We start from the raw sequence: 26779 nt of genomic DNA, 5'->3' as shown, positions 1-26779 counted from the left end.
TCTTTCCTATTTAAAAAATGCTGTACCGATTCTGACATAGGTCGAGCCATGGGCAATTGCTTCTGGATAATCACGGCTCATTCCCATGCTTAATTCAGAAAAGGGCATATTATTTAACTGTTTCTTTTTTAATTCTTTTTGTAGTTGATGAGCCTTTTCAAAAATTTGGTTCAGCTCCTCATGACTAGCTTCAAACGGAGCCATAGTCATCAATCCCACAATTTGAACATTTTCTAATTTTTCAAGTTCAGGCAGGACAACTTCAAGTTCTTCAATCAAAAAGCCATGCTTGCTCTCTTCTTTAGAAATATTCACCTGCAGGAAACATTTAATCACATGTTCAGCCCGTTTGTCAATCTCCTTGGCCAATTTTACAGAATCTAAAGCGTGAAAGTAATCAACATAGTTAATCACATCCTTGACTTTTCTCCTCTGCAAACTGCCGATCAGGTGCCAGGTCAGATTCTCATCTTTCAGAGCATGGTATTTATCTAGAAATTTATCTACCCGATTTTCTCCGATATGCTGAATACCTGTACGTGCAAGCTCCTGAGTTGTTTCGCAGTCAACATATTTGGTAACTGCAATGATATTTACTGAATCTTTCAAACGATGGGCTTGCTCCGCCGCTTGAGCGACGGATTGAAAGACCAACTCTTTATTATTCTGCAAATTCATGATTTAGATTAACGATTTCTGAAGAATGGAGGTGTTTCCAATTCATCATCATCTTCATTAGTTTCTGCATAGCGTTCCACGCGGGCTGACGAACTTGGTTCAGCCTGACGAACAATCGCTTCGCGGCGAAGATCCCAATCACCAAAGGCTGAACCTTTAGGCGCATCCGTTCTTTGACGGCTTGGAGCAGGAATATCAACCGTTTCGGTCATATCAAAGTTTCGTTCAAACTGTCCTGAGCGAACTTCGCGATTTGGCTCAACTTGCTGCGGACGGCTTGGACCAGTAGGCTGCTGGGTCTGACGAATACCGCTAACCTTTTCAACCTTATCCTGACGGACACCAGTAGCCACAACAGTCACGCGGATTTCATCCTTCATAGACTCATCAATCGCAGTACCGAGCCAGATGTTCACACCATGACCTGCTGCTTGGTTGACAATTTCTGAAGCTTCTTCAGCTTCAATCAGAGTCATATCTAGGCCACCAGTAACGTTGACAATTACGTCCTCTGCGCCATCAATGGTTGTTTCCAAAAGAGGTGAGTAGATAGCTTTGCGAGCAGCTTCGATGACACGTTCTTCACCGCTACCAACACCAATTCCCATCAAGGCATTACCCTTGTCTGCCATAACTGTTTTCACGTCGGCAAAGTCAAGGTTAATCAGTCCTGGGCTGGTAATCAAGTCGGTAATCCCTTGGACACCTTGGCGAAGAACATTATCAGCTTCACTGAGTGCTTCAAGGAGCGGAGTCTTCTTATCTACAATTTCAAGCAAGTTGTTATTTGAGATAATCAAGAGTGTGTCTACATGCTCTCGAAGTTCGTTGATTCCTTCTACTGCAAAAGTTCCGCGCTTGCTTCCTTCGAAACCGAAAGGACGTGTAACTACAGCGACAGTCAGAGCACCAACATTTTTTGCGATACGAGCAATCACTGGAGCAGCTCCTGTCCCAGATCCACCACCCATACCAGCAGTGATGAAGACCATATCTGCTCCTTGCAGAGCTTCGGTCAGGACTTCTTCACTTTCTTCAGCAGCCTTGCGGCCAACTTCAGGCTGACCTCCGGCACCAAGTCCGCGAGTCAGCTTAGGACCGAGCTGAATCACTGTTTCAGCCTTGGCACTGCTAAGAGCTTGAACATCTGTATTTGCTGCGATGAATTCAACACCAGCAACACCTTCATCAATCATTCGGTTGATGGCATTACCGCCACCTCCACCGACACCAATAACTTTAATTACTGCGCCTTGTGCAGCAGCAGCGTCAAATGAAAATGTCATATTCTCTGTATTCTCCTTAATCAAACATTTTGCCAATTAGGTTGCGCATCCGATCTGTAATACCGGTTTTTGGTTCTTGGTTTGGCACATCAGCACTGGCAACTGGAACTTCTTGAACCGGTTCCTCAGGAATCTCATCAGCTGGTTGAGGTTCAAAGCGTGGTACTGACTGAGCAGGACGCTCAAAGGATACAGGTCGATGGCGCAGTTGCTCATCACCATGAACAGCAACCTGAGCCAGCATATCCACATCTGTTAAGTTTCCAGCATACTCTGACAAGCTGATAACATGTGCAAAGGCTGGGTTGCGAATGCCGATTTGATTTGGCACATAAAGCTTGACATTCACGCCAAACACTTCCTGAGCCAACTCAACCACTCCTGGAAGAATAGCTGCTCCACCAATAATCACAATACCGCCTGGCAACTCGAGAAGATGCCTTCTATCCAAATCGCGTTTGATTTGCTCAAAGATGTGTTGGATACGAGCAGAAATAATCTCAGCCAGATACTTTTCAGTTACTTCAACCGGCTCAATCTCGCCAATCACTTCTACTTGGAAGGACTCTGTGCCAGCTTCTGGAACATAAGCAGACCCATAGTTAAACTTGAGACTTTCAGCCAACTTTTGCGAAGTCTTCAAAACCTTGGAGATATCCTTGGTTACGTAGTCGCCGCCTTCTTGGTATATATTCGTATATTGAAGTTCTTGACCTCTAACAGAAGCTACTGTAGTTTGACCGCCGCCCATATCAATGACAGTTGCACCAAACTCACGTTCCCCTTCGTTCAAGATTGACTTAGTCATTGCCAATGGGGAAATAATAACGTTCTCAAGCTGAACTCCCGCGCGCTCCACTGTCTTGCGGAGGTTGTGGAGAATAGTCCGTGGTCCAGTGTAGAGAAGACCACGCATTTCTAAGCGAATCCCCATCATACCGCGTGGGTCACGAATCCCTTGGAAACCATCCACTACAAACTCTTCTGGGATGAAAGTAATCACTTCGCGATCAGGAGTCATACTCTTAGTCAGAGCAGATCTAACAACATTCTCTACATCTGTATCTGTGATTTCCTTAGAATCACTAGTCACAGGAATCATACCCTGAGTAGGCTCAATCTGTAAGAGATTAGCCGGAAGTCCGACGTTAACTAAACCAATTGAAATGCCTGCCTTTTCTTCTGCTTGAGAAATAGCTGTCTTAATGGCAGCAGCAGCAGCCTCAATATCAACAATAATTCCATCTTTAACGCCAGCACTTTTTGCGTTGCTGACCCCAATAACATTCATTTCATCATTGATGTGCTCTGCCACCAACACTTTAATTGAGCTAGTTCCTATATCTAATCCAGTAAAAAAGCCGTCTCTAGCCATTACACCAGTCCTCTCTATCTTCCATGTTTCCGGTCTATACTAATAACGCTAAAAATTAGAGTTACCCAAGCTTTATTATAACATAAAGAAACTGAAAATGTGCAGTTTTTCTACATATAATTTAGCGATTTTCAGCAGTTCCCGGGTTTTCTGTCGAATTTTGCGGCTCTGCAGGTTCTTGTTCCTGACTTTCTGTCACCTGCTCAGCCGCTTGTTCTGTTGGCTGTCCCGTCGATTCCTCTTCTGCTTTCTGCTTTTCTTCATCAGAAGAAGACGACTCGTTTTGAGCTCCTTCAACATAACTAAAAATCCCTGCTTCCATATCTACAACACTAGGTACATCCTCTTCCAACTGTGATTGGATTCCCTTGTAATATGGCAGTTTCTTAGCAATATGCGAAATTGGTACCAAGATTTTATTGCCGTCATGCATGGTCAGCGTAACCAAGTCCGGTGTCACCTTGCTTGGAGTTAGCTGAACTGTCTTAATATTTTTCTTAACCGAAGCCGGTACCTTTTCAATTTGAAGGGCAAATTCCTTAATCAATTTTTTATCTGAAAACTCTATCGAAATATGGGTTTCCGGCATAGAATCTGCAGCAGTTGGGTCCGAAATGATCTCTCCATTTGTCAGAATAGGATAGTACTGGCCACCCTCATGCAGATAGGCCAGAACTCCGTACTCCTTGACTTTTACCTGAAAAGTAATCGGAAACTTATAAGCCATCTCCAGGTTGTTAATCCAAGGACTAGAAGCTTTCATATTGCGGATATGATTACCGCCATTGATAAAGGTTGTTAAAGTATAGTCCTTCTCATCAATCTTACTGCTTTTGAGCAGATCTTCCTGACTGACCATTTGATTCCCTGAAAACTTGATAGTCTTCATGGTCGCTAGTGGCGTCAAAAAATAGACTGACAGGAGAAAAATCAAGCCACTGCCCAGCAAAACCGGCAGTGCTCGATAAATATGAACCCTTGAAATATGCACCTTAGCAGCTTCTTTTTCTGCCTTTTTCTGAAGTTTCTCCAGTTTTTTGCGCTCTTTCTCGCTCAATTCAGTCTCTAGCTCAGGTTCGGATGAGTCATCTTCCAAATATTCTGTTTCTTCCTCTTCATAGGATGAGTCATCTTCTTCCGTCTCTTCAGCTATTTCTCCGCCTTCGATTGAGTCCCCAGCTTCAGCTTCTTTTGCTTCCTCTTTTTCCAGCTCCTTTTGTTTGCTGGCCTCTTCCTGAGCCTTCTTTTCAAGATATTCTTTGTTTCGTTTCTGCCATTCAGAGAGGTGCTCACTTACCTCTTCCTTTGGCTCATCGTGGTTTTTCTTGCTCATTTCTTTCCCTTGTCAATATCCGCTTTCAATAAAGCATAAAATTCATCTACAGACTTGATTTCCTGAGAATTTTTCATAGCTTGATGATAAGAAGCCTGGTTCGCCAAAAGGTCATCAAGTGCTGCCTGTAAATTGCTCATATCCAGCTGTTCCTCTGCCAATTGCTTGGCATATCCCTTTTTCACAAAATAATCCGCATTTTCAATCTGATCGCCGCGGCTGGCTTCGCGTCCCAGAGGAACGATAATATGAAGCTTAGCCATAGCCAAGAGTTCAAAGATTGTATTGGAACCGCCTCGGGTCACCACCACATCTGCCAAGTCCATCAAAGGTTGGTAGAGGTCAGTCACATAGGCTCTGCGAAAGAGACGTTCAGACAGAGCATCCAAACTTGCATCGCCTGTCAGATTGATAACGTTGTAGCGTTCGGTCAGCGCAGCTTGATTCTGGCTGACAAAGTCATTAAAAACCTTAGCACCAGCAGAACCACCGACAAAAAGCAGGGTTGGCAGTTCTTTATCAAAATACTGACGAATTTCTTCTAGTTCCTGCGGTGGGACTGACTCTTGACTGCCGACCTTGGTTACAGCTCCCACATGCTCAATCTTGGTCAGACTGGAAGATTGCTCAAAGGTTGCATACATCTTGGTCGCACACTTATAGGCAATTTTATTGGCCAAGCCAATGGATAGATCCGACTCATGAACATAGACGGGCACTCCGGACAGCCGAGCTGCAATCACGGGCGGAACGGATACGAAGCCTCCCTTAGAAAAGAGGGCCTGCGGCCGAACCTTGAGCATAATACCCATCGACTGGAAAATGCCCCAAACAACCTTAAAGCCATCCAGCAGATTCTGCCATGAAAAATAGCGACGAAGCTTGCCCGTAGCCACCGAATGGAAGGTCACGTCCAGTCCAGACTTTTGGATTTCCTGGTACTCAATACCATGCTTATCACCAATATAGTGGACCTGCCAGCCTTCTTTGATAAATTTCGGAATCAGGAGAAGGTTGAGGGTTACATGCCCAACCGTTCCTCCACCAGTAAATACAATCTTTTTCATCTTAACCTTTTAATTCTTCAAATACAGCGAGAAATTCATCGCCACGGACTTCAAAATTACTATACATATCCCAGCTGGCATTGGCAGGACTGAGCAAGACAATGTCTCCTGGCTCCGCTTGAGCAAAGGCCTTATGAGCCGCATCCCGGACATCAGTCGCATCCAGATAAGAAACACCAGCCTGATCAGCCGCTCTCTTTACACGCGCAGCTGATTGTCCTAAGATAACCATTTTTTTGAGCCCTTTGAGGTCAGGCACCAACTCGTCAAATTCATTGCCACGGTCCAAGCCACCCGCAATTAGAATCACCTTGCTATTGTCAAAACCAGATAAGGCTTTCTGGGTTGCCAAGATATTGGTAGACTTACTGTCATTGTAAAAGGCAACCTCATTTACACGTCCCACATACTGGAGACGGTGCTTAACACCACCAAAAACAGACAAGACTTCTTTGATCGTCTGATTGTCAATGCCACGCAGTTTGGCCACAGCAATCGTAGCCAGAGCATTTTCGACATTATGACTGCCAGGAACGCCGATTTCAGCCGCCTGCATAATCGCTTCTCCACGGAAGGTCAAGACATCACCCTCTAAATAGGCACCATCCACCTTTTCAGTCGTTGAAAAAGGCACAACAGTAGCCTGAGTCTGGCTAGCCATTTCCTTGGCCCAATCTTGATTGAAATTCAAAACCAAATAATCATCAGCTGTCATGTTTTTCTGGATATTCCACTTGGCAGCTGCATATTCCTCAAGAGAGCCGTGATAATCTAAATGAGTCGGCATGAGGTTGGTAATAACAGCGATTTGCGGATGAAAATCTTCAATCCCTATCAACTGGAAAGAAGACAATTCCATGACCAGCGTATCTTTGCTGCTGGCTGTTTGGGCTACCTGACTAGCAGGAAAGCCGATATTACCAGACAACAAACCGTTTTGACCGCCAGCCGTCAAGACTTGCGCAATCATGGTTGTGGTCGTCGTCTTACCATTTGAACCCGTAATACCAATAATCGGTGCTTCTGAAATTAGATAAGCCAACTCTACTTCAGTGATAACAGGAATCTTCTTTTCAAGAGCTCGAACGACCATGGCATTGTCATAAGGAATACCCGGATTTTTCACCATCAATTCAAAGTCTTCGTCCAATAACTCCAAAGGATGGCCTCCTGTCACCACTTTTATACCTTCTTCTAGCAAGGATTGAGCAGCAGGATTTTCCTCGAAAGGTTTACCGTCGTTAACTGTCACGATAGCTCCTAATTTATCTAAAAGGCGAGCAGCTGACTCACCCGACTTGGCCAATCCTAGGACCAAGACCTTCTTATTGGCAAAATTTGCTATATTTTTCATAAGCAACCTCTTCCATTCATACTTCATTCTATTTTACCTTTTTTTTTGAAAATAAAAAAGACATAGGAGTCTTTTATTTTCGACTGTAAGCAAGTTTTGAAAAAAATGATATGTTTTCATCTATTTGAAATATTTTGTAACATAAACCTATTGTTTTTGTAAAGAAAAAGAGCAAAAACTCAAAAAGTCTGTCCGACTTTCTAAGTTTTTGCTCATTTATTATTCTTCATCAAAATTCTTTTTTGATTTCTTTGGCGGCTTTAGACGGTTAATGTCCCGCAAAGCCAAGACGGTCACTACGGATAGGCCGAAACCTACAAAATATTCAGCTGGCAACTGGAAAATTTTAAAAATGCCTAAGCCAAATAAGATAATTAAGGCTACAATCAGTAGCACCATAGTCACTGCATTAACAGTCCCTTTAATACTGGATGGAACAGCAAAAATGTAGAAAAAGAGGATTAAAATCCCAATGATAAGATAAACCATCTTGCTGCTCCTTTCCCTTTTGCTTATTCAGCTGCAGCTGATTTTTTCTTTTTATTGGCTTTTTCGCGTTCTTGTTTGTTCAAAATTTGCTTACGCAGACGAATAGATTCTGGCGTTACTTCCATGTACTCATCGTCGTTCAAGAATTCCAAAGATTCCTCCAAGGTCAAGATACGAGGTGTCTTGATAACTGCTGTCTGGTCCTTGGTTGCAGAACGAACGTTAGTCATCTGTTTAGCTTTGGTGATATTAACAGTCAAGTCATTTTCACGAGAGTTTTCACCGATGATCATTCCTTCGTAAACCTCAGTACCTGGGTTGACAAAAATAGTTCCGCGCTCTTCGATAGACATGATAGAGTAGGTCGTTGCCTTACCAGCATCGATGGAAACAAGCGCACCACGGTGACGTCCACCAATTTCACCTGGAATCAATGGCAAGTATTGGTCGAAGGTATGGTTCATGATACCGTAACCACGAGTCATGGATAAGAACTCAGTTGAGTAACCAATCAAACCACGCGCTGGAACGAGGAAGACCAAACGAGTTTGACCATTACCAGTTGAAATCATATCCAACATTTCGCCCTTACGTTCAGAAAGGCTTTGGATAACAGATCCTTGGTATTCTTCTGGAGTATCAATTTGGACACGCTCAAATGGCTCGCACTTAACGCCATCGATTTCTTTTACGATAACTTCTGGACGAGATACTTGCAACTCATATCCTTCACGACGCATGGTTTCGATCAGGATTGACAAGTGTAATTCGCCACGACCTGAAACTGTCCACTTATCTGGTGAATCTGTTGGGTCAACACGAAGGGATACGTCTGTCTGCAATTCTGCTTGCAAGCGTTCTTCCACCTTACGAGAGGTTACCCATTTTCCTTCCCGGCCAGCAAAAGGTGAGTTGTTTACCAAGAAAGTCATTTGAAGCGTTGGCTCATCGATGTGAAGGATTGGAAGAGGCTCAATGGTATCTGTCGGTGTAATCGTCTCACCAACAAAGATATCTTCCATACCTGATACAGCAATCAAGTCACCCGCTTTTGCTTCGTTGATTTCACGACGCTCCAAGCCAAAGAAACCAAAGAGTTTTGTAACACGGAAGTTTTTCGTTGTTCCGTCTAGTTTAGAAAGGGTAACTTGGTCCCCAACCTTAACAGTACCACGAAAGACACGTCCGATACCAATACGACCTACAAAGTCATTGTAGTCCAAGAGTGAGACTTGGAACTGCAAAGGTTCATCAGAGTTGTCCACTGGAGCTGGGATATGGTCGATAATGGTATCAAAGATTGGTGCCATTGTTTTTTCTTGATCAGCAGGATCGTCAGAAAGTGAAGAAGTTCCGTTGATAGCTGAAGCATAAACAACTGGGAAATCAAGCTGGTCATCGTCTGCACCAAGCTCAATGAAGAGCTCCAATACTTCGTCTACTACTTCTGCTGGACGAGCAGATGGTTTGTCGATTTTGTTGACAACAACGATTGGGACAAGATCTTGTTCCAGGGCTTTTTTCAATACGAAACGAGTTTGTGGCATGGTTCCTTCGTAGGCATCTACCACCAAAACAACACCGTCAACCATTTTCATGATACGCTCAACTTCTCCACCAAAGTCCGCGTGTCCTGGTGTATCCATGATGTTGATACGAGTCCCGTTGTAAGCAACGGCTGTATTTTTAGCAAGGATCGTAATACCGCGCTCTTTTTCGATATCGTTTGAGTCCATAGCACGCTCTGCCAACTCTGTACGAGCATCAAGAGTTTCAGATTGCTTCAATAATTCGTCAACGAGGGTTGTTTTCCCATGGTCAACGTGGGCGATAATCGCAATGTTACGGATATCTTCTCTTAATTTTGTCATGATTTCCTCTGAATTTTTAAATTTTATTTCTAACTGAACAATTATACCACAGACGCAGGCAAAAAACACGGCTTTGATAAGTGTAAATGTTTTCATTAAAAAATATGGGAGCTGCATGAGGATTTGCATTTCCCATCCTGAAAATTTATGATATGATTTAGAAAAAAACAAGGAAAACAGATGCGCCTCGACCAACTGCTGGCTGCTAATCATATCAGCCGAAAAAAGATGAAACAAAACCTTTTACAAAGACAGATTTTAGTGGATGGTAAGCCCGCCTATAAACTCAGCCAAAACGTTGATACCGGCCTGCAGCAGATTACTTTTCAAGGCAAACAGGTCAGCGACCCTGCCCACCGTTACTACATGCTGAATAAACCCGCTGGCGCAGTCACAGCCAATCGTGACGCTGAAAAATTGACTGTTCTAGATTTGCTGGACAAGGAGATAGAGAAAGAAAATCTTTACTCTATCGGACGGCTGGATAGAGATACTGAAGGCCTTCTTCTGATTACCGACAATGGTCCTTTGGGATTTCAGCTGCTGCACCCTCAATACCACGTTGAAAAAACTTACTATGTAGAAGTCAATGGACCTTTAACCTCTCAGGATAAAATTGCCTTTCAAGAAGGCATTCGCTTTTTAGACGACACCGTCTGTCAGCCTGCCCAGCTTTATATCCTCTCTAACAGCTCCAGTCTGAGCCGTGCTAGCGTCAAGATTTCTGAGGGGAAATTCCACCAGATTAAAAAGATGTTTCTGGCAGTTGGTGTCAAGGTCACCTATCTCAAGCGAATTCAATTCGGAGATTTTACATTAGACCCCGACCTAGCCAAAGGCGATTACCGTGCTTTGAACCAAGAAGAATTAGAGATCATTAAAGAGTATCTAGAGAAAAGTCGGTAAAAAAAGATCCAGACAATAATGTCTCGATCTTACTTTACATTGTAATATAAATAGCATCTTTTTAAAAAGTCAAATTAGCTCAGAGTTAACATAACCCCTGCGATCATGTTAATTACAGAGATAACAATACCAATGATATTCAAAATCTTTTCTGTTTTATAATCCATTTGGCTCTCTTTTTGATGTGAACTTGCCAAAACCAAACCAACGATTCCTAGAATAAGTCCAATCAAAGCAAACAAAAGACTAAAAATAATGGATAGGATACCTAAAACAAGAGAGGATTTTTTCTTTTCTTGCATCTTCTAAAAACTCCTTAAAATTAATATTAATTTATTATAACATAAGAAACCAGCTTTGTATATATAATGCGACAAATTTTTGATTTATGTTAACTAGCTTTCACCTTGCCATTCCAAGAATCCAACCCATAAGAAAGAATATAGATTTCTTTAAATCCTTGTTTTTTCAGATACAGAGCCGCATTGGTCACGCGCTGACCACGACTATTTTCATAGAGGAGAACAGCCTTGTCCTTGCGAAGTGCACCGACACTATCCTTGAGCTGCTGAGATGGAATATTGCGAGCACCTAAGATATGCTTCCGGTGAAAATCAGATGGATCCCGCAGATCAACCAACTGCCCTTGGCGAATCAGGTCTTCAAATTCCCCATTATCCACGATTTTTGCTGCCTGACGAAGGCGCAGATAATTAAAGCCCATCCAGCCAATTATTCCTAAAAGTACCGCCCACAAAATCCAAATTGTCATCTCAAGTCTCCTTTTTCTTTTCTAAATATTCTAACTCTAAGCGATGTTCTCGGCGCAAGACTGCCTCTGCCTCAAAATAAGCTAGCTTATCCATTAGACCAGCATCATAAATTCTCTTCAGCTCGATTTTCATCATTTCAATATCGTAAAGGCGCTTGCCCATATAGATAATGATTCCGAAACTTTTAAGAAATTGCTGAACATCATACAGGGTTTTCATGAGCTATATTTTATCAGATTTTCCAGCGCTTTTCAAGATGAAAAAAGCAGAAAGGAAAGTCTGTTCCCTTCTGCTTCGCATGGATCATTTTTTATAAACCTGGTGCTTGACCAATTTCAGCTGTCAGCATCCAGATAGTCTTTTCAAGGTCAGCCTTGGCACCGACAAAGATATCATTGGTTACATCGTCCCCTTCTTGGTCTGTTACATCCAAAGCTTCTTGGTAAAGACCTGTCAGATAACGGAAAATCTCAATCACACGCGCCAGACTTTCTTCTACATTCTTGCTGAATTCACCAGCTTTTTCTTCAATCTTGCTGTGTTGGATAAATTCTGTCAACGTAGAATAAGGCTTGCCTCCCAGTGTAATCAAGCGCTCGCTGACTTCATCCAAAGTTGTATCCAAAGTTTCCATGTATTCATCCATTTTTGGATGCCAAACCATGAAGCCTGCGCCACGCATATACCAGTGAACTTGGTGAAGAGCAATATGAGCTGTATAAAGATCTGCCACTACTTGATTAAGAATAGCCTTAGTCTTTGGCAAAGCCTTTTGATTGCTGAAAGTTGCTACGTCAGTTGCTGCACCATTTTTTACTTGTGTCATTGTATTTACCTCGTTTTTATTTATAATGATTCTAATCTTTTTAGATTATGGTTTAATTATAATGCTTCTAAATAAGAAAGTCAAGACAAAAGATTCAAAAAAAAGACTTTATTAGAAAAGTTGCAAAATTTCAGAATTTTTCTGTTTAAAATTACGAATAAATAAGTATGATTCATCTATACTTTTTTCTTATTGGCACTGTCTTTGCCTCATTCCTAGGCTTGGTCATCGACCGCTTCCCAGAGCATTCTATCGTCACTCCCACTAGCCATTGCAATGCCTGCGGTAAAAGATTGGCACCGCGTGATTTGATTCCTATTTTTTCCCAAATCATGAACCGTCTTCGTTGCCGCTTCTGTGGAGACAAGATTCCCTTACGTTATTTATTTTTTGAATCTATCTTGGGCGGTCTTTTTTTGGCAACTTCGCTTGGCACGATTTCTATCAGTCAACTCCTACTACTCACCATGGGCTTGACTCTAGCCATCTACGATCAAAGAGAGCAGCAATATCCTTTGATGGTCTGGCTATTTTTTCAGTTTTCGCTGATGATGACAGCAAGTGTCAATCCTCTCATGTTCTTCTTTTTAGCCCTAGGACTTCTAGCCTTCTTTTACAATCTCCATCTCGGAGCTGGTGACTTTCTCTTTCTGGCGTCCTGCTCAGCCATTTTCAGTCTGACAGAAATTCTCATTCTTATCCAAATCGCTAGCTTCTCTGGCCTCGCCTGCTTCTGCTTTAAAAATAAAAAAGACAGGCTGGCATTTGTACCCTGTCTTTTGTTTGGTGTGGTAGTGATTATTTCTTATAAGCTGCTGCTTCTTGGATAAAGGCTGCTATACTGGCGTCCTTTTCATGAAGAGCTTTGACAATCTTAGATCCGACAATGACTCCGTCTGAGACTTGATTGAAACGGTCAACATCCTCTAAAGTTGAAACGCCAAAACCTGTCAGCACTGGAATCTCAGCAATATCATGGAGCTTGCTCAAATGCTGATCCAAATCATTGCGGTAGCTTCCGCTCTTACCTGTCACACCGTTGATGGCTACAGCATAGATAAAACCTTCAGCTTCCATGATCAGCTCCTGCTGACGTTCTAGGCCAGTCGTCAGACTCACTAAAGGAATAAGAGCTATATCTGAATCTTCCAGTAAAGGCAAGATGAAGTTCCTATGCTCGTAAGGCAGATCCGGAATAATCAAGCCTTTAACCGGCGTCCTAGCCAAATCCTTGACAAAATCTTTGAGACCGTATTGGAAAATAGGATTGAAGTAGGTCATGATGATGAGGGGTAGCTGAGTGTCCAACTTCTGCAAGCTTGCGATTAAAGACTTGGCGGAAGTATGGTGACCCAGACTTCTCAGACCTGCTTCTTCAATAACCGGCCCATCTGCAACAGGGTCTGAAAATGGCAGGCCGATTTCAATGGCTGACACACCCAAGTTTTCCAAAAATGCGATAGTTTCTGCTAATCCTGCCAAACCTTTCTCGTGATCACCAGCCATGATATATGGAAGGAAAATTCCCTTACCTGATTTTTTGATGGCCTCTAAATGCTGAGTGAGTGTTTTAGTCATGGGCACCTCCTTTTTGAGCCGCTTCATTTTCCAAGCGTTCCTTTACCTGAACGACATCCTTGTCACCACGGCCGGATAAGCAGACAATCATTGATTTATCTGGTCCCAACTCCTTAGCCAGCTTAACTGCGTAAGCAATAGCGTGGCTAGACTCTAGAGCGGGGATAATCCCTTCGATACGAGACAGGAGCTGAAAGGCTTCCAAAGCTTCTTCATCTGTGACTGGCACATAAGTGGCGCGCTGGATAGCATTAAAATGAGAATGTTCAGGACCGATGCCCGGATAGTCCAGCCCAGCAGAGATAGAGAAAGCCTCCAGAATCTGCCCTTGCTCATCCTGTAGGACATCCATCAAGGCACCGTGCAAAACACCCGGCCGGCCCTTGGTTAAGGTTGCAGCGTGTTCATCTGTATCCACGCCCCGCCCAGCTGCTTCTGTTCCATACATAGCCACTGTACTATCATCTACAAAGGGATAAAAGAGCCCAATAGCATTGGAACCACCGCCAACGCAGGCGACTAAAGCATCGGGTAAGGCACCTGCATTTTGCTCAGCAAACTGGCGCTTGGCCTCACGCCCAATCACACTCTGATAGTCGCGGACAATCTCTGGGAAGGGATGAGGTCCCAAGGCCGACCCCATAATATAGTGAGTATCATCGACCTGAGCCACCCAAGCTCGCAAGGCAGCATTGACTGCATCCTTGAGGACTCGAGAACCATCGGTCACTGACTCTACCTTGGCTCCCAGAAGCTCCATCCGAAAGACATTGAGGGCTTGGCGCTTGACATCCTCTTCGCCCATATAGATAGTACAGTCCATATTGAAAAGAGCTGCAGCTGTGGCTGTGGCTACTCCGTGCTGACCCGCACCAGTCTCTGCAATGATTTTTTTCTTCCCCATCCGCTTGGCTAATAGGACCTGGCCTAGAGCGTTATTGATTTTATGGGCCCCGGTATGGTTGAGGTCTTCTCGCTTCAGATAAATCTTAGCACCGCCAGCATAGGCTGTCAGATTTTTAGCAAAATAGAGAGGATTTTCTCGCCCTACATACTGCTTCAGCAACTCGTCCAGCTCAGCCTGAAAGGCTGGGTCTTTTTTACTCTCACGGTAGGCTTTATCCAATTCCAAAACTGCTGTCATCAGCGTTTCGGGAACAAAGCGCCCACCAAACTCACCGTAAAATCCTTCTTGATTGGGTTGATTATATGCCATGTTTCACTCTTTCTATAAATTCTTTTATCTTTTCTAAGTCCTTCTGGCCGTCAGTCTCGACCCCGCTTGAGACATCAACTGCGTAAGGGGCGAAGTGCTGAATCGCTTCTCGCACATTTCCTGCATTCAAACCACCGGCGATAAAGAAGGGCTGGTGGATTTGACTCTTGTCAAAAGCTTGCCAGTCAAAGGTCTGACCACTACCAGCAAGAGGTGCATCAAAGAGCCAGTAGTCCGCTTGTTGGCTGACTCCTTTTAACGCTCCCTTGACCTGATAAGCTCGAATAACCGGCCGACCAATCTGAGTCAGAAGCTCTTCATCAAAATCGCCATGAATCTGCACTAAATCTAGATTTGCCACCGAAATAGCTTCCTGTAGCTCCGATAAGCTCGGAGAGACGAAAACTCCTACCTTTCGGACAGCAGGCGGCACCAAGGAAGCTAGCTTCTGAGCTTGCTCCAAACTAACCCTCCGACGGCTCTCAGCAAAGACAAATCCAATGTAATCTGCACCAGCCTGGCATGCCGTTTCCACAGCGCTAGCCGTTGATAAGCCGCAAATCTTAACCTTTGTCAATTTTCAGCTCCTTGATTTTTTCTGCCACATTCTCAGCCTGCATCAGGGCTGTTCCGACTAAAACCGCATGGAAATAAGGAGCTACTAGCTCAGCATCTTCCTTGCTGAAAATAGCGGACTCAGATACGTAAACTCTGTCATCTTTGAAATGGGCAGACAGCTGGAGACTTGTATTGATATCTGTCTTAAAAGTAACTAGATTGCGGTTATTGACACCGATTATCTGTGCTCCTATTCTATGGGCAGTTTCCAGCTCCGCCAGATTATGGGTTTCGACCAAAACTTCCAAGCCTAAACCCGTCGCAAAATCATAGAGTTCTTGCAGCCGCTTTTCAGGTAAAGCAGCCACAATCAGAAGAATAACTGTCGCTCCTGCATTGCGGGCGCGAACAATCTGCTTTTCATCAATGATAAAGTCCTTATTGAGGGTTGGAATGGTCACTTGACTGGAAATCTCTCTCAGGTAATCCAGATGGCCTTTAAAGAAAATCTCATCTGTCAGGACTGAAATCATAGCTGCACCGCATCGTTCATAGGTGCGAGCCTGCTCCACAATATCCACACCGAGATTAATATCTCCCAGACTTGGACTGGCTTTTTTGACCTCAGCAATCAGCTGCAGCTCTTGAGGATGGCTTTTAAGATAATCATAGAGAGAATAGGTCGAGCGCAGGGGCTGCAGCTCTTCATAGGACATAGCCGCCACTTCCTGCTCTTTTTGCTTTAGAATGGTCGGGAGAAATTCTTTGCTCATTTTTGATACTCCTGTAGTTGCTTGAGTTTTTCATAGGCTGCGCCACTAGCAATCACCTGGCGAGCCAAAGCTATTCCTTCTTCTATGCTGTCTGATTTCCCATTAGCATAGAAGCCCAATCCAGCATTCAGAACTGTCGTTTCCAGATAGGGGCTGGCTTGATTTTGCAGGACAGATAGCAGAATTTCTGCATTTTCCTTGGCATTGCCTCCACGAATCGCTTCAAGAGGTATTTCTTCCATGCCAATATCTGACGGCAGAAAGCCGTGCAGGCTGATTTGCCCATTTTCCAGCAGAGCATACTGGGTACGACCATGAAGACCCGCCTCATCAAGACCATCCGGCCCCGACACGACTACTGCACGCTTACGGCCCATATTTTTCAAAACCTCTGCCGTACTCTCTAGCATATCCGGCCGGCTGGTTCCCAAAAGCTGAGTTTCCAGACTCATGGGATGGATGAGCGGACCAGTTAGATTCATGATTGTGGGAATGCCTAAGCTAAGACGTGCTGGCATGATGTATTTCATAGCGGGATGCATATTCTTTGCAAAGAGAAAGACGATACCTGTCTGCTCAAAAACCTTGCCCAAGCTAGCAGCGTCCAAGTCTAGATTAATCCCCAGAGCTTCTAAGACATCAGCTGAGCCTGACTTAGAAGAAATAGATCGATTGCCGTGCTTGGCCATCTTAATCCCGCCACCTGCCAGTACAAAAGCTGCTGTAGTCGAAACATTGAAGCTGAAAGACTTGTCCCCACCCGTACCGCAATTGTCCATGGCAGTGCGAATAGTGGTTGGAATCTGCTTAGCATGGCCTCGCATTACCTGAGCCAAAGCAGTTCGTTCCTCAATCGTCTCCCCCTTCATCTTAAGCCCCAGCAAGAAAGCTACAATTTGAGACTCTGTCACCCGTCCAGTGACAATACGCTCAATCACATCTGTCATCTCAGCGCTGCTTAAATCCTTAAAATCAGCTAGTTTTGCAATAATCTCTTTCATACACGCTCCTTTATTTTACTAAATCGATGAAATTCTTGATAGACGACAAGCCGTCCGGCGTGCCAATACTTTCTGGATGATACTGAAAACCATAAATAGGCAGACTCTTGTGCTGGATAGCCATAATCGAATTATCATCAGCTGCCCGAGCCGTCACTTCAAAGTCCTCCGGCATCTCTTCAATCAAAATCGAATGATAGCGCATGACCGGCTGCTCATCCTCTATTTCTTTATAGATAGGAGATTTTCCCTCAAAGCGCAGAATGCTTTGCTTGCCGTGCATGACCTTGGGAGCCAAACCTAGTTTTCCGCCAAATACTTCTGCAATGGCTTGATGCCCCAAGCAAATCCCCAAAATCGGCTTTTTACCAGCAAAATCGCGGATAAGTTCTTCCATCCGTCCTGCATCTGCTGGCCAGCCTGGACCCGGAGACAGAACCAAGGCATCAGCTTCTTCTGCTGCTTGATAAAGGCCTGCATCATCATTTCGCAAGACTTTAACTTCTGCGAAATTTCCAATATACTGGGCTAGATTGTAAGTAAAAGAATCATAATTATCAATCAATAAAATCATTGCATCTCTCCTATCTTGGTCATTGATTTGGCCTTGTTGATGGTTTCTTGGTATTCATTAGCAGGGATCGAGTCATAAACAATACCCGCTCCAGCTTGAACGTAAGCTCTGCCATTTTTCAAAATCATAGTGCGTATAGCAATAGCAAAATCCATATCCCCTGTCGCAGACAGATAGCCGATAGCCCCCGCATAAACACCACGTTTTTCCTGCTCTAGCTCATAAATTCGCTTCATAGCTCGAATCTTAGGCGCGCCCGAGACGGTACCAGCTGGCAGGGTTGACTTGAGCGCATCCATAGCTGTCAGTTGAGGCAGAAGCTGACCACGGACCACACTGGTCAGGTGCATGACATAGCGGAAATACTCTACCTCCATGTACTTAGTGACTTCCACGCTGTTATTCTGGGCAATTTTACCGATATCATTACGCCCCAAATCAACTAACATACGATGCTCAGCCACTTCCTTCTCGTCAGCCAGCAACTCCTTCGCCAAGACTTTATCTTCTCTCTCATCCTTCCCGCGCGGTCTGGTCCCAGCAATAGGATTGGTCGTAACCTGCCCCCGCTTGACAGACACCAGACTTTCTGGGCTGGCTCCGATGATCTGATAATCCCCGAAATCATAAAAGTAGAGATAGTTGGAAGGGTTGGTTACGCGCAGATTGCGATAATAATCCAGCGGCCTACCAGAATATTCTGCTGAAAAGCGTTGACTAAGCACACATTGGAACATGTCGCCCTGCCGAATCAAGCTACGCGCTTCTTCCACCATTTTTTCAAAAGCTGTCTGCTCGATATGACTCTGAAAGTTCAAACTGGACAGTTCCAGTGGTGAAAATTCATCTGCTGCTGGCTGCGCCAGCTCAGCCATAATCCTCTCCAGCCTAGCAGCCAAATCAGCTTCGCTCCTATCACTGTAGAGCGCCTCCTCAACGATATAGACCTTGTCTTTTTTATGGTCAAAAACCATGTAACTCTCATAGACGAAAAAGTGCATGTCCGGCGTCCCAATCACATCAGCTGGAATTTGACCAATCTCCTCATAGAGGGAAATCATATCGTAGCCAACAAAACCGATGGCTCCACCACCAAAAGGCAAGTCTGAATGATGATTTTTCTTTACTGCCAACTCATGCAGATAGTCCAAGGGATCTGCCTTGATTACTTGCCCATTCTTTGTTAGCTGGCCATTTTCATAGCGGACTTCAAAGACTGGGTTATAAGCTAGGATAGAAAAGCGAGCTGTCTCGCTATCTCTTGGAATACTTTCCAAAATCACCTTGTGGTCGCCCTGAATCCGCATATAAGCCAGAATCGGCGATAAAATATCAGCTGGTAAAATCTTTTGCATAATGTTTCTTTCTATTTAATCAGAAGCGTTTAAGGAGGAGCAATCTGCTAGCCATGACTACATTCACAAGAACAGATAGCACCTGTTCACTGTCATAACTTGCTCCAGAACTACAGAAAAACGCCCGCACAGTTCATCCTGTGAGGGCGTATCATCGCGGTGCCACCTCAGTTATGGAGTTTTTAAACTCCACATCTCATTTACTTATTTACAGTCATTTAGATTCCTTTTAGTAGAAGGTAGCATACCGACTCATGGCAAAGTATGCTAACAAAATGATAAAAGATCAACTAAAGGACAAAATGTTGACTCCAGCAGCCCATTTCATAACTTCTCCTGCCTGTTCTCAGCAACCACAGACTCTCTGAAAGGAGAGATGTTACTACTCTTCTGCTGGATATTTTATTTTCGTTTTTCTAGATAGTCGGCAATGGCTGCCACATCCTTGTCTCCACGACCAGAGACATTGATAATGATGATTTGGTCAGATGACAATTGCGGAGCCCGCTTGATGGCTTCAGCAATGGCATGAGAACTTTCGATCGCCGGTAAAATTCCTTCCTTTTGTGTCAAGAGAAGCAAGGCGTCCACAGCTTCATCATCTGTCGCTGCCACGTATTCTACTCGACCGGAATCTTTAAAGAAAGCATGTTCAGGACCAACTCCAGGATAGTCCAATCCTGCTGAAATGGAGTAAACCGGTGCTACCTGACCATCTTCAGCAAAGACAGCGTAGGTCTTCATACCATCCACTACTCCGACACTTCCCTTGGTCATGGTCGCTGCGTGCTGATCTGTATCAAGACCACGCCCGGCGGCTTCAACCCCCACTAACTTGACTTCTTCATCCGCCACATACTGGGAGAAGGCGCCGATAGCATTGGAGCCACCGCCTACGCAGGCAATAACATAGTCCGGCAAGCGGCCTTCCTTGTCCAAAATCTGACGGCGAGATTCTTCACTAATCACCTTTTGGAACTCATGGACAATCGTCGGATAAGGGTGAGGTCCGACAGCAGATCCCAAAACATAGAAGGCTTCCAAATCACTCATCCAAGCTCCAAAGGCTGCATCTACTGCATCCTTGAGGGTTTTGGTGCCTGTTTCCACAGCGTGAACAGTCGCCCCCATCATTTCCATGCGGAAGACATTAAGGCGCTGGCGTTCTACATCCTCTGCACCCATGTAAACATCGCACTTCATACCAAACTTAGCTGCAGCTGCCGCAGTTGCCACACCATGCTGACCTGCTCCAGTTTCAGCGATGACTCGGGTCTTGCCCATACGCTTAGCCAGAAGAATCTGCCCCAAAACATTATTGAGCTTATGGGAACCCAGATGATTGAGATCTTCCCGCTTCAGATAAATCTTAGCTCCGCCCAGATGCTGAGTCAGACTTTCTGCAAAGTAGAGCGGAGTTTCCCGTCCCGAATAATCCGCCAAATAATGCCGGTATTCATTTAAAAATTCTGGGTCATCCTTATACTTCTCAAAAGTCGCTTCTAATTCATCCAGCAAGGCTTGGATAGGCTCCGGTACGAAGGAGCCGCCGAATTGTCCAAAATATCCTTTAGTTTCTGTCATCTTGATTGCCTCATTTCTTTATTTTCAAGCAAAACAAAAGCCCACACACAGAAAAAACTCTGTGTGAGGGCGTAAAATCGCGGTGCCACCTCAATTATGGAGCAAAGTATAGACTGCCTCCATATCTCTGTCTTGTCTAACAACAAGCTGCACTGTAAGGTGTGCTCACCGAATTTTTATTGCTTCAAATTCATTTTTTGCATCAGCCCACTTCATAATCTTCCACTGCCTGTTTCCACCAACCACAGACTCCCTGAAAGTAGAAAAAATTATTACTTTTCTGATGATTTATTTTATTATAGGTCTTTCCCTTTTTCTTGTCAAGAAAAAATTTATTTTTTTCTTCTAAATCCGAACCTTTCGCTCGCTAATCTCTTTTGAAAGCGTCGCCTTGACGATTTTTCCAGATTTTCTGACCAAGCTGAAATGCCCGCCAAGCCAGATAACCACCCAAAGTATTGGTCCAGAGATCATCAATCTCAAAGACTCGATTGGCGTTGATAAGAAGGTCCAGCAGAATCTGAGTCACTTCGATAGACAGACTCATCCCAAAGCTCAGCCATACGACCTTCTTTGTCTTCCGCAATTTTGGAAAGAGCCAAAGCAATTGAAAAATTAAGGGCGACAGCAGAAAGATATTGGCTAGATTTTGGATAAAGACTTTGACCAACTGGATCCAAGAGGTAATCTCGCCAATATTGACAAAGGAATTAAAAGGGATTAATAAAACCACTATTCGGCCAAAATACTGGACTCCCGGCGTCTCCATTCCCGGCTCTGGAACTTGAGGAATAAAGCACAGAATGCAAAGCATCAAGAAATAGAGCCAGCTTCCCCCTACCAGCAATTTCCGTCCCTTAGCAGTCAGCTCACCGTCTGAAGTCAGATAGTTCTTAAGGCTGAACATCTTCTACCAATGCTTTCTCGCGATCACGCTTCATAGTATTGGAACGCAGCTGACCGCAGGCTGCATCAATATCTGTACCATGTTCCTGACGAACCACACAGTTGACTCCGTTTTTCTTGAGAGTATCATAGAAAGCCATCACGCGCTCTTTGGGACTACGACTATATTGGTCGTGCTCGCTAACTGGGTTGTAAGGAATGAGATTGACATAAGACAGTTTCTTAATGTTCTTAAGCAGCTCTGCCAATTCCTTGGCCTGCTCTACACCGTCATTGACTTCATTGAGCATGATGTACTCAAAGGTCACCCGGCGGTTGGTCGTCTCAATATAGTATTCGATAGCTGCAAAAAGCTTTTCGATAGGGAAGGACCGGTTAATCCGCATGATGCTGGTCCGCAAATCATTATTGGGAGCATGGAGGGATACAGCTAGATTGACCTGCACACCTTCATTGGCAAAGTCACGAATCTTATGAGCCAGCCCTGAGGTTGAAACCGTGATATGGCGGGCACCGATAGCCAAACCTTTGTCATCATTGACCGTCCGGACAAACTTGAGCACATTGTCGTAGTTGTCGAAAGGCTCACCGATTCCCATAACCACGATGTGGCTGACCCGCTCATCCTGACCACGCTCGTCAAAATACTTCTGAACCAGCATAATCTGAGCTACAATCTCACCGTTATTGAGGTCGCGTTGCTTTTTAATCAAGCCGGAGGCACAGAAAGTGCAGCCGATATTGCAGCCAACTTGGGTGGTCACACAGACAGAAAGTCCATAGTGCTGGCGCATGAGTACGGTCTCAATCAGCATACCATCCGGCAGCTCAAAGAGGTACTTGACCGTACCGTCAGCCGACTCTTGAACAATGCGCTGTTTAAGCGGATTGACGACAAACTGATCATTTAGCTTGGCAATCAAGTCCTTGGACAGATTAGTCATCTCTTCAAAAGACTGAACCCGTTTACGATAGAGCCACTCCCAAATCTGGGCAGCACGGAATTTCTTTTCTCCCTGAGCTTCCGCCCATTCAATCATTTCCTGACGCGTTAAGCTATAAATAGATGGTTTCATTTTTCTCCTTTATTCTGACGAATTACAAAATGGCGATTGCTGTCTTTTTGCTTTTTCTGCCTATCTTGCTGGGAATTGTTGCGAGAGCGCTTATTGTCCCTTTTAGAGCGGCTGTCTCGGTCTCGCTCGCTTCTGCGATTGCGGTTGCCGCCTGAACGGCTGTTGCGAGAACGTTTTGACCGCCCCTCTGACTCTTTCTTGCCATGCGATTTTTTATCAAAGGAAGCGCGCTGGGGATTTGGATTTTCCAAGACAAAATAAGCACAGCCATAGCTGCAGTACTCCAGCAAATAGTCTTCTAAGCGGCTGATCTTCTCATCGTTTTCATTAGCCCGCTCGTCCTTGTAAAAACCGCGCAGGCGTAGCTGCTCATTGCCCCAGTCGCCGACAATATAGTCAAACTTGGTGAGAATTTCTGAAAAACGCTGATGAAAGGCAGTCAAGTCAAAGCCTTCCTTATAGTTCTCAATCAATTCAAACTCGAATTTTTCTGCAACAATCTTGCTATCAATCTGTTTAAACTCCGGTCCTGGGAATTTATTATAATTATACAATTCAGGTGAAATATCTTTACGCATACTCTTCCTTTAACACTCTTGGATAGTTTATCTACAACACCTTATTTTATCATAAATCAGCCAGTATTTCGCGGACTTTTCATCAAAAATATCTTTCTGAAAAAAGTCAGACGATTTAAAGAAGAGAAAGCCAGATAACTTTGTCTGTCTCACAAGAAAAATCTTAGCAAAAGCTAAGATCTTACTTGTTCTTTTTCAGATAGTCAATGGCGTCCTGCAGGGTTTTAACTGGAACAATTTTCATATCCGTTTTAATCTTCTTGGCTGTCTCCAGAGCCGTTTGGTAGTTGTTTTTCCCATTAGGAGAAAGCTTTTTCTCTTCCTCTGTAAGTTCATTGTTCGGTGCAAAGAAAACATCTGCTCCGCTTTGGGCTGCTGAAACAACCTTCTTATCGATTCCGCCGATTTCGCCAACTTCACCTTCACGGCTGATGCTGCCGGTCCCTGCAATATCGCGGCCATCACGAAGGGTCGGATCAGCCAACTGGGTATAAATAGCCAGGCTGAACATAAGACCAGCACTAGGACCGCCGATACCCTCAGTTGAAAATGTAATCGGAATATTACTGCTGACTTCCGTCCTGTCTATCAGACTAATCCCAATCCCGTTCTTACCATTCTCCAGCTTGATAATCTTGCCGGTTGCCGATTTCTCCTGACCATCCTCTTGGAAAGTCACCTTGACCTTGTCCCCAAGCTTCTGCGAGTTGACATACTTGACCAGTTCCTCAGAACTTTCAAATGTCTTATCATTGACACCAGTTACCGTATCAGCAATATTAAGAACCCCCTTGAAGGTTGAGTTATCTGCCACCTGCAAGACATAAACCCCCAGATAGTCCATTTTAATCTCTTTACCAGCTGTCGTCAACCCTTGATATTTAGCCATATTTTGTGATGTTTCCATGTAAAATTGGTTGATCCGATTGAACTCCTCATCCGTGGATCCCCCCGTCATATCCTTAGCGGAATAAATATCGGTAAAAGGGGTCAGCCAAGCATAGACCAGATGGGCAAAAGTTGCCTGCTCTACTCCGACTGTCACAAAGTTATAGGAACCCGCTTCCTTGTCAGCCTTTTTATCAACCAGCAAGACCTGCCGAACATCCTCGGCACCACCAGGAACTTCTATATAATAAGGCAGACGAACCCAAAATGCTGCTATAAAAAAGGCAATAGTGACGCCAATGACCGTCGGCCATAGATACTTCTTAATTCTTTTCATCGTTGATTCTTTCTAATTCTTTGATTACACTTTGGGGCACATAGGCCGCGATATCCTGCTGAAAAGCAATCAGCTCACGAATACGTGATGAACTAATATGCTGATAGGCCGGCTTGCTGAGCAAGAAAATCGTTTCCAGCTCTTCTGCCAATTCCTGATTGAAAAAGTTCATATTGGCTTCATAGTCTAGGTCTTGACTGTTACGGAGACCGCGCACAAAGGCCTTGGCTCCCAGCCTTCCGGCCACTGTTACTGCTAGCTCATTCTGAGAAGTGATTACCTCGACATTATCCAAATGCTGCAGAGCTTCTTTGACCATGCGTTCTCGAGCTTCAATCCTGAAAAATCCATACTTTTCCCGATTATAGAAAATTCCTACATAGAGTTTATCAAAGAGCCTACTGGCCCGCTCGATAAGATCTACATGTCCCTTAGTGATTGGGTCAAAAGATCCTGTAAATAATCCTATCTTATCTGACATACACCGTCACCTTTGAAATTCCATATATCTTCTGCTTCCAAATGCCCAGCCCTGCAATTTCCTCAGGTAATTCAACTTCCTTGTCTGTCTCACAGACTACCAGGACATCTTGACCCAAGAGCTGGCGCTCCTCTAGCTTCTCAAGGTCCTCCACAATCTGCTCCTTGGCATAAGGCGGGTCCAAGAGAACCAAGTCAAAAGACCCTGTCAACATTTCCAAGGCTCGGCCAGACTCCATCTTGAGCAAGTCAAAACGTTCCGGCTCCTTGGTCATCTGAATGTTCTCTGAAATAATAGCCTGAGCTCTACGATCCTTCTCGACTAAGACAGCTGCCTCCATACCTCGCGAAATAGCTTCAATGGCCAAACTCCCGCTCCCAGCATAAAGATCCAGCACCCGACCGCCGTCAAAATAGGGACCAATCATATTAAAAATTGCCCCCTTGACCTTATCGGTCGTAGGCCTAGTCGTCTTGCCGTCCAAAGTTTTGAGGGGCCTACCCCCGTATTTACCTGCAACAACTCTCATAAAAAATATTATAACACACATCGCACAAGAGGCCAATTTTTTGAAAACTTGACAGATAAAAAACAGAAGTCCTCCAAATTAGAGACTTCTGTTTTCTTTTAGTTTCAGTAAAAAATCAATTAATTCAGGCTGACAGTCTGCCTTATCCAAGATCAGCCCCATTGACCGGCCAACCATAATATAAAAAGTTTCTGGCTTGTCTATAATCGCCACAATATCTTGGTAGTCAAATCTGGCATTGTTATTCCGATTAACGACACGAAAGTCTGTCTCATAGAAGCTAAACTCCTGCTCTATATCATGCCAGAGGGGGTTGCCTCTATAAAACTTTTTAATATGTCGATTCATGGACAGATAGTAAAGAAAAGGAAGGACTGCCACAGTAACAAGAAAAGCTACGCCTGGCAAAGGTTCCCCGATGAAAAAACAGATTGCACCGCATATCAGCACCACCATCTCAGGGAGAATCAGTGAAAAGAGGCCATTCTTTTTATACCAGAAATTGGTCCAAGCGAAACGGCGATAAGCTTCTTCTGTCATGATCGTTTTTGCTGTCATAGGAAACATCTCGCTACCTCCAGGTTATATTCCTCCCTACAGTTTACCACACTCTTGCTAGAAATAACAATACTCAAGAAAGAACTTGCTTTTCTCGATTTCATCTGTTATACTATATGTAACTTTTAAAACGTTACACAGGAGGTGTGATATGTTTTCGCATGAAAAATTAAAAAAACGCCGGCTGGAGCTCAATCTGACACAGTCTTCCATTTACCAAGAGCTGGGCATCTCTCGAAAGACTTATTCAGCTTGGGAAAATGGTCTAGCAGAACCCCACGCAAAAAATCTCAGGAGGTTGGCCACCTGTCTCAAGGTCCAAGAGAACTACTTTGTGGATGAGACTAGTACGCTCTACACCTACCCTTTACTAACCCCACCGCATAAAAAGGAAGTAGACCAGCTAGCTAGTCAACTCCTAGAGAGACAGCGCAAGGTTAGCTCTCTTACAGCCTATAAAGTTCTATCCGTTGAGCTAGCTGCAGGGCGCGGGCACAGTTACTATGACAATGAAACAGACTATGAAACTGTCTACTTTGATCAAGATATCCAGCATGACTTTGCATCCTGGGTCTCTGGGGATTCTATGGAGCCCAAGTATCCCAATGGCTCTGTTGCCCTTATGAAACAGACAGGATTCGACTACGATGGGGCAGTCTATGCTCTTATGTGGAATGGCAAGACCTATATCAAAAAAGTCTACCGAGAAGCTGAAGGACTTCGTTTAGAGTCTATCAATCCTGACTACGAGGATCTCTTTGCTCCCTATGAAGACCAGCCTAGCATTGTTGGTATCGTAGTCGGACATTTTCTGCCGATTGAGGTATAA

The 26779-nt window shown here is 44.3% G+C and carries 30 protein-coding genes and 1 other annotated feature; of the genes, 3 read left to right on the top strand and 27 right to left on the bottom strand.

Going from position 1 to position 26779, the window contains the following annotated elements; genetic code table 11:
* Positions 1-6: 6 nt before the first annotated feature.
* The 8 genes from FKX92_RS09815 to typA form a co-directional block, all read right to left on the bottom strand.
* The gene (locus tag FKX92_RS09815; protein ID WP_002919449.1) at positions 7-678 is read right to left on the bottom strand and encodes a YggS family pyridoxal phosphate-dependent enzyme; all 672 of its coding nucleotides are present in this window, start codon (positions 676-678) and stop codon (positions 7-9) included.
* Positions 679-686: 8 nt separating this feature from the next.
* Positions 687-1964 (bottom strand): cell division protein FtsZ, encoded by a 1278-nt coding sequence (gene ftsZ / locus FKX92_RS09810; protein WP_002900919.1) that lies wholly within the window; start codon positions 1962-1964, stop codon positions 687-689.
* 16 nt (positions 1965-1980) lie between these two features.
* Positions 1981-3339 (bottom strand): cell division protein FtsA, encoded by a 1359-nt coding sequence (ftsA, locus tag FKX92_RS09805; protein WP_002904044.1) that lies wholly within the window; start codon positions 3337-3339, stop codon positions 1981-1983.
* Positions 3340-3460: 121 nt separating this feature from the next.
* Positions 3461-4672 (bottom strand): cell division protein FtsQ/DivIB, encoded by a 1212-nt coding sequence (locus FKX92_RS09800; RefSeq protein ID WP_149566204.1) that lies wholly within the window; start codon positions 4670-4672, stop codon positions 3461-3463.
* Entirely contained in the window at positions 4669-5739 is a 1071-nt protein-coding gene (locus FKX92_RS09795) for a UDP-N-acetylglucosamine--N-acetylmuramyl-(pentapeptide) pyrophosphoryl-undecaprenol N-acetylglucosamine transferase (RefSeq protein WP_149566203.1), read from the bottom strand. Before FKX92_RS09795 ends, FKX92_RS09800 begins: the two co-directional genes overlap by 4 nt.
* 1 nt (position 5740) lies before the next feature.
* Positions 5741-7093, bottom strand: a complete 1353-nt coding sequence (murD, locus tag FKX92_RS09790; RefSeq protein WP_149566202.1) for a UDP-N-acetylmuramoyl-L-alanine--D-glutamate ligase — start codon at positions 7091-7093, stop codon at positions 5741-5743.
* 219 nt (positions 7094-7312) lie between these two features.
* Complete coding sequence (locus FKX92_RS09785) at positions 7313-7582, bottom strand: DUF3165 family protein (protein WP_002898040.1); 270 nt, start codon at positions 7580-7582, stop codon at positions 7313-7315.
* Positions 7583-7605: 23 nt separating this feature from the next.
* On the bottom strand, positions 7606-9453 hold the full coding sequence (gene typA, locus FKX92_RS09780) for a translational GTPase TypA (protein ID WP_032916279.1): 1848 nt from the start codon (positions 9451-9453) through the stop codon (positions 7606-7608).
* A 180-nt stretch (positions 9454-9633) separates the two neighbouring features.
* Between typA and FKX92_RS09775 the strand changes: the two genes are divergently transcribed.
* The gene (locus FKX92_RS09775; protein WP_149566201.1) at positions 9634-10359 is read left to right on the top strand and encodes a pseudouridine synthase; all 726 of its coding nucleotides are present in this window, start codon (positions 9634-9636) and stop codon (positions 10357-10359) included.
* 74 nt (positions 10360-10433) lie between these two features.
* Here the strand turns inward: FKX92_RS09775 and FKX92_RS09770 are convergent, their stop codons facing one another.
* The 4 genes from FKX92_RS09770 to FKX92_RS09755 form a co-directional block, all read right to left on the bottom strand.
* Positions 10434-10661, bottom strand: a complete 228-nt coding sequence (locus FKX92_RS09770) for a hypothetical protein (protein WP_002910330.1) — start codon at positions 10659-10661, stop codon at positions 10434-10436.
* 89 nt (positions 10662-10750) lie between these two features.
* Positions 10751-11131 (bottom strand): rhodanese-like domain-containing protein, encoded by a 381-nt coding sequence (locus FKX92_RS09765; RefSeq protein ID WP_002900929.1) that lies wholly within the window; start codon positions 11129-11131, stop codon positions 10751-10753.
* A gap of 1 nt (position 11132) precedes the next feature.
* Positions 11133-11351 carry a YqgQ family protein gene (locus FKX92_RS09760; RefSeq protein WP_002898045.1) on the bottom strand — a complete coding sequence of 73 codons (219 nt, stop codon included), beginning with the start codon at positions 11349-11351 and terminating at the stop codon, positions 11133-11135.
* Positions 11352-11442: 91 nt separating this feature from the next.
* A complete protein-coding gene (locus FKX92_RS09755) occupies positions 11443-11958 on the bottom strand; it encodes a Dps family protein (RefSeq protein WP_002911956.1) in 516 nt (171 codons plus the stop codon).
* A gap of 167 nt (positions 11959-12125) precedes the next feature.
* On the opposite strand from FKX92_RS09755, the gene FKX92_RS09745 reads away from it, so the two are divergent.
* Positions 12126-12788 carry a prepilin peptidase gene (locus FKX92_RS09745; RefSeq protein ID WP_149566200.1) on the top strand — a complete coding sequence of 221 codons (663 nt, stop codon included), beginning with the start codon at positions 12126-12128 and terminating at the stop codon, positions 12786-12788.
* Here FKX92_RS09745 and trpA read toward each other — a convergent pair.
* The 15 genes from trpA to FKX92_RS09670 form a co-directional block, all read right to left on the bottom strand.
* A complete protein-coding gene (trpA, locus tag FKX92_RS09740; RefSeq protein WP_149566199.1) occupies positions 12757-13536 on the bottom strand; it encodes a tryptophan synthase subunit alpha in 780 nt (259 codons plus the stop codon). The two genes, FKX92_RS09745 and trpA, sit on opposite strands and share 32 nt — an antisense overlap.
* On the bottom strand, positions 13529-14752 hold the full coding sequence (trpB, locus tag FKX92_RS09735) for a tryptophan synthase subunit beta (protein ID WP_149566198.1): 1224 nt from the start codon (positions 14750-14752) through the stop codon (positions 13529-13531). The genes trpA and trpB (FKX92_RS09735) overlap by 8 nt, the downstream gene beginning before the upstream one ends.
* The gene (locus FKX92_RS09730; RefSeq protein WP_149566197.1) at positions 14742-15329 is read right to left on the bottom strand and encodes a phosphoribosylanthranilate isomerase; all 588 of its coding nucleotides are present in this window, start codon (positions 15327-15329) and stop codon (positions 14742-14744) included. Before FKX92_RS09730 ends, trpB (FKX92_RS09735) begins: the two co-directional genes overlap by 11 nt.
* Positions 15316-16083, bottom strand: coding sequence for an indole-3-glycerol phosphate synthase TrpC (gene trpC / locus FKX92_RS09725; RefSeq protein ID WP_149566196.1), 768 nt, complete (start codon positions 16081-16083; stop codon positions 15316-15318). The genes FKX92_RS09730 and trpC overlap by 14 nt, the downstream gene beginning before the upstream one ends.
* Positions 16080-17084 (bottom strand): anthranilate phosphoribosyltransferase, encoded by a 1005-nt coding sequence (gene trpD, locus FKX92_RS09720; protein WP_149566195.1) that lies wholly within the window; start codon positions 17082-17084, stop codon positions 16080-16082. The genes trpC and trpD overlap by 4 nt, the downstream gene beginning before the upstream one ends.
* A 10-nt stretch (positions 17085-17094) precedes the next feature.
* On the bottom strand, positions 17095-17658 hold the full coding sequence (locus FKX92_RS09715) for an aminodeoxychorismate/anthranilate synthase component II (protein ID WP_149566194.1): 564 nt from the start codon (positions 17656-17658) through the stop codon (positions 17095-17097).
* On the bottom strand, positions 17655-19013 hold the full coding sequence (gene trpE, locus FKX92_RS09710) for an anthranilate synthase component I (RefSeq protein WP_149566193.1): 1359 nt from the start codon (positions 19011-19013) through the stop codon (positions 17655-17657). Before trpE ends, FKX92_RS09715 begins: the two co-directional genes overlap by 4 nt.
* A gap of 402 nt (positions 19014-19415) precedes the next feature.
* Positions 19416-20597 carry a tryptophan synthase subunit beta gene (gene trpB, locus FKX92_RS09705; RefSeq protein WP_125373591.1) on the bottom strand — a complete coding sequence of 394 codons (1182 nt, stop codon included), beginning with the start codon at positions 20595-20597 and terminating at the stop codon, positions 19416-19418.
* 62 nt (positions 20598-20659) lie between these two features.
* Positions 20660-20889: a binding site (T-box leader), on the bottom strand.
* 75 nt (positions 20890-20964) lie between these two features.
* On the bottom strand, positions 20965-21504 hold the full coding sequence (locus FKX92_RS09700) for a VanZ family protein (RefSeq protein ID WP_101771122.1): 540 nt from the start codon (positions 21502-21504) through the stop codon (positions 20965-20967).
* Positions 21491-22579, bottom strand: a complete 1089-nt coding sequence (gene rlmN, locus FKX92_RS09695; protein WP_149566192.1) for a 23S rRNA (adenine(2503)-C(2))-methyltransferase RlmN — start codon at positions 22577-22579, stop codon at positions 21491-21493. The genes FKX92_RS09700 and rlmN overlap by 14 nt, the downstream gene beginning before the upstream one ends.
* Complete coding sequence (locus FKX92_RS09690) at positions 22576-23157, bottom strand: YutD family protein (protein WP_149566191.1); 582 nt, start codon at positions 23155-23157, stop codon at positions 22576-22578. The genes rlmN and FKX92_RS09690 overlap by 4 nt, the downstream gene beginning before the upstream one ends.
* A 181-nt stretch (positions 23158-23338) precedes the next feature.
* Positions 23339-24382, bottom strand: coding sequence for a SepM family pheromone-processing serine protease (locus FKX92_RS09685; RefSeq protein ID WP_149566190.1), 1044 nt, complete (start codon positions 24380-24382; stop codon positions 23339-23341).
* The gene (coaD, locus tag FKX92_RS09680; protein WP_149566189.1) at positions 24369-24863 is read right to left on the bottom strand and encodes a pantetheine-phosphate adenylyltransferase; all 495 of its coding nucleotides are present in this window, start codon (positions 24861-24863) and stop codon (positions 24369-24371) included. The genes FKX92_RS09685 and coaD overlap by 14 nt, the downstream gene beginning before the upstream one ends.
* Positions 24853-25401, bottom strand: a complete 549-nt coding sequence (gene rsmD / locus FKX92_RS09675; protein ID WP_002900954.1) for a 16S rRNA (guanine(966)-N(2))-methyltransferase RsmD — start codon at positions 25399-25401, stop codon at positions 24853-24855. Before rsmD ends, coaD begins: the two co-directional genes overlap by 11 nt.
* Before the next feature lie 69 nt (positions 25402-25470).
* Entirely contained in the window at positions 25471-25959 is a 489-nt protein-coding gene (locus FKX92_RS09670) for a YcxB family protein (RefSeq protein WP_149566188.1), read from the bottom strand.
* A gap of 142 nt (positions 25960-26101) precedes the next feature.
* On the opposite strand from FKX92_RS09670, the gene FKX92_RS09665 reads away from it, so the two are divergent.
* Positions 26102-26779 carry a helix-turn-helix domain-containing protein gene (locus tag FKX92_RS09665; protein WP_002904012.1) on the top strand — a complete coding sequence of 226 codons (678 nt, stop codon included), beginning with the start codon at positions 26102-26104 and terminating at the stop codon, positions 26777-26779.

This window comes from Streptococcus sanguinis, assembly GCF_008329445.1.
Taxonomy (GTDB): domain Bacteria; phylum Bacillota; class Bacilli; order Lactobacillales; family Streptococcaceae; genus Streptococcus; species Streptococcus sanguinis_O.
Note: the sequence above shows the minus strand (reverse complement) of the source record. Positions and strands in the feature narration are given on the sequence as shown.

Excerpts from the sequence above, each read along its gene's own strand:
- rlmN (WP_149566192.1), bottom strand. The coding sequence starts at position 22,579 with ATGAAACCATCTATTTATAGCTTAACGCGTCAGGAAATGATTGAATGG.
- FKX92_RS09755 (WP_002911956.1), bottom strand. The coding sequence starts at position 11,958 with ATGACACAAGTAAAAAATGGTGCAGCAACTGACGTAGCAACTTTCAGC.
- FKX92_RS09765 (WP_002900929.1), bottom strand. The coding sequence starts at position 11,131 with ATGACAATTTGGATTTTGTGGGCGGTACTTTTAGGAATAATTGGCTGG.
- FKX92_RS09700 (WP_101771122.1), bottom strand. The coding sequence starts at position 21,504 with ATGTTCAGCCTTAAGAACTATCTGACTTCAGACGGTGAGCTGACTGCT.
- FKX92_RS09775 (WP_149566201.1), top strand. The coding sequence starts at position 9,634 with ATGCGCCTCGACCAACTGCTGGCTGCTAATCATATCAGCCGAAAAAAG.
- murD (WP_149566202.1), bottom strand. The coding sequence starts at position 7,093 with ATGAAAAATATAGCAAATTTTGCCAATAAGAAGGTCTTGGTCCTAGGA.
- coaD (WP_149566189.1), bottom strand. The coding sequence starts at position 24,863 with ATGTCAGATAAGATAGGATTATTTACAGGATCTTTTGACCCAATCACT.
- FKX92_RS09795 (WP_149566203.1), bottom strand. The coding sequence starts at position 5,739 with ATGAAAAAGATTGTATTTACTGGTGGAGGAACGGTTGGGCATGTAACC.
- ftsZ (WP_002900919.1), bottom strand. The coding sequence starts at position 1,964 with ATGACATTTTCATTTGACGCTGCTGCTGCACAAGGCGCAGTAATTAAA.
- FKX92_RS09760 (WP_002898045.1), bottom strand. The coding sequence starts at position 11,351 with ATGAAAACCCTGTATGATGTTCAGCAATTTCTTAAAAGTTTCGGAATC.
- FKX92_RS09715 (WP_149566194.1), bottom strand. The coding sequence starts at position 17,658 with ATGATTTTATTGATTGATAATTATGATTCTTTTACTTACAATCTAGCC.
- FKX92_RS09685 (WP_149566190.1), bottom strand. The coding sequence starts at position 24,382 with ATGAAAAGAATTAAGAAGTATCTATGGCCGACGGTCATTGGCGTCACT.
- FKX92_RS09690 (WP_149566191.1), bottom strand. The coding sequence starts at position 23,157 with ATGCGTAAAGATATTTCACCTGAATTGTATAATTATAATAAATTCCCA.
- trpA (WP_149566199.1), bottom strand. The coding sequence starts at position 13,536 with ATGACTAAAACACTCACTCAGCATTTAGAGGCCATCAAAAAATCAGGT.
- FKX92_RS09815 (WP_002919449.1), bottom strand. The coding sequence starts at position 678 with ATGAATTTGCAGAATAATAAAGAGTTGGTCTTTCAATCCGTCGCTCAA.
- FKX92_RS09800 (WP_149566204.1), bottom strand. The coding sequence starts at position 4,672 with ATGAGCAAGAAAAACCACGATGAGCCAAAGGAAGAGGTAAGTGAGCAC.
- ftsA (WP_002904044.1), bottom strand. The coding sequence starts at position 3,339 with ATGGCTAGAGACGGCTTTTTTACTGGATTAGATATAGGAACTAGCTCA.
- FKX92_RS09770 (WP_002910330.1), bottom strand. The coding sequence starts at position 10,661 with ATGCAAGAAAAGAAAAAATCCTCTCTTGTTTTAGGTATCCTATCCATT.
- typA (WP_032916279.1), bottom strand. The coding sequence starts at position 9,453 with ATGACAAAATTAAGAGAAGATATCCGTAACATTGCGATTATCGCCCAC.
- FKX92_RS09785 (WP_002898040.1), bottom strand. The coding sequence starts at position 7,582 with ATGGTTTATCTTATCATTGGGATTTTAATCCTCTTTTTCTACATTTTT.
- trpE (WP_149566193.1), bottom strand. The coding sequence starts at position 19,013 with ATGCAAAAGATTTTACCAGCTGATATTTTATCGCCGATTCTGGCTTAT.
- trpB (WP_149566198.1), bottom strand. The coding sequence starts at position 14,752 with ATGGCATATAATCAACCCAATCAAGAAGGATTTTACGGTGAGTTTGGT.
- trpC (WP_149566196.1), bottom strand. The coding sequence starts at position 16,083 with ATGAGCAAAGAATTTCTCCCGACCATTCTAAAGCAAAAAGAGCAGGAA.
- trpD (WP_149566195.1), bottom strand. The coding sequence starts at position 17,084 with ATGAAAGAGATTATTGCAAAACTAGCTGATTTTAAGGATTTAAGCAGC.
- FKX92_RS09665 (WP_002904012.1), top strand. The coding sequence starts at position 26,102 with ATGTTTTCGCATGAAAAATTAAAAAAACGCCGGCTGGAGCTCAATCTG.
- FKX92_RS09670 (WP_149566188.1), bottom strand. The coding sequence starts at position 25,959 with ATGTTTCCTATGACAGCAAAAACGATCATGACAGAAGAAGCTTATCGC.
- trpB (WP_125373591.1), bottom strand. The coding sequence starts at position 20,597 with ATGACAGAAACTAAAGGATATTTTGGACAATTCGGCGGCTCCTTCGTA.
- FKX92_RS09745 (WP_149566200.1), top strand. The coding sequence starts at position 12,126 with ATGATTCATCTATACTTTTTTCTTATTGGCACTGTCTTTGCCTCATTC.